Source organism: Kitasatospora putterlickiae (genome assembly GCF_039527695.1).
Taxonomy (GTDB): Bacteria; Actinomycetota; Actinomycetes; order Streptomycetales; family Streptomycetaceae; genus Kitasatospora; species Kitasatospora putterlickiae.
This window is the reverse complement of the sequence record NZ_BAAAKJ010000492.1, coordinates 1-1,187: the sequence shown is the minus strand read 5'-3', so window position 1 is coordinate 1,187 and position 1,187 is coordinate 1. Positions and strand designations below refer to the sequence as shown.

The window sequence follows — 1,187 nt, the reverse complement described above, 5'->3', positions numbered from 1 at the left end:
CGCGGCGAGGGCGGACAGCCCCGGGCTTCCGTCGAGCCCGGCGGCCACACCGCCCACCTCCCGGCCCATGACGCTGACGCCGATCCCCACCGACCCCCGGGCGACCAGCGGCAGCAGCAGGAACGGGAGCCCGACCGCGAGCCCCAGCCGCAGGGCGATCCCGGTGTTCCGGCCGAGGACGGCCTGCGCCTCCTCCTTGCGGGTGCGCGCGGGCGTCCGGGCCGCCGCGAGGTACCCGGCGATCACCGCCAGGACCAGCGCGAACAGCAGACCGACCAGCCACACCGGCAGGCCCGCGCCCGACCAGCCGGTCACGTCGACGGACCGGTCCGACGCCGCCGCGCCGCCGTCGGGCCTGACGCCCTGCACCCCGGCCCCCCATGGCGTGCCCAGCCCGGAGGTGAGCAGCACGCCGAGCAGGTTCGGGCCGATCAGCAGCAGCGCCCCCGCCGCCTCGGCCGCCTGCTCGCGGCCGGTCAGGGCGGCGAGGCCGGCCACCAGGGCGAGCGCGAGCACCGAGCAGCACAGCACGGCCGTGATCCCGCTCAGCGCGGAGGTCACGGCGTGCCAGGACCTGCGCGCCTGTCCCAGGGAGAGATGGCGAGAGGGCGTCGTCCGGCGGGCCGCGACGCAGCCGACGGCGAGGACGACGCAGACCCAGAGCAGGCCGAAGAAGACGGTCACCGCGACATCGGTGCCGAAGGACACCGAGGACAGCGAGTCGGTGAGGGCGCCGCCGCTGAGCCCGCCGAACCCTTCGGACGCCTCGCCCTCGCCGGACCCGCCGAACCGTCGCGTCACGCCCTCGGGCAGCCGGGCCGTGCCGTTCGCCGTGCCGGCCAGCAACGGGAAGACCACGCCCGCGGCCGCCAGCGCGCCGCCGAACCGGGCCCACAGCAGCTCCGAGGCGGGCTGCGGGCGCCGGTACAGGGGCCGGAAGAAGCCCAGCGCCAGGACGGCGGTGCCCAGGAAGGTCACGCCCAGGGGCATCATCGCGACCACGCCGGTCAGGTCGAGGTCCAGGCCCCCGCCGAGCAGCCCGCCGAGGCCGTCCTCGCCGAGGGCCTGGTCGTCACCCGACCCGAGGGAGGCCGTCGAGGTCAGCGTGACGCCGCCGCCGAAGGCCATGGCCACCACCGTCGGCACCAGCCGGGAGGCGGGCGCGACCGCGCCGGCGCCGAGCAGGC

Annotated in this window: 1 protein-coding gene; it reads right to left on the bottom strand. The window is 77.5% G+C overall.

The genetic code is table 11. The features are described from left to right. Positions 1-1,187: streptophobe family protein (locus tag ABD308_RS37750; protein WP_344345335.1), on the bottom strand; the 1,187-nt coding region annotated here is incomplete at both ends.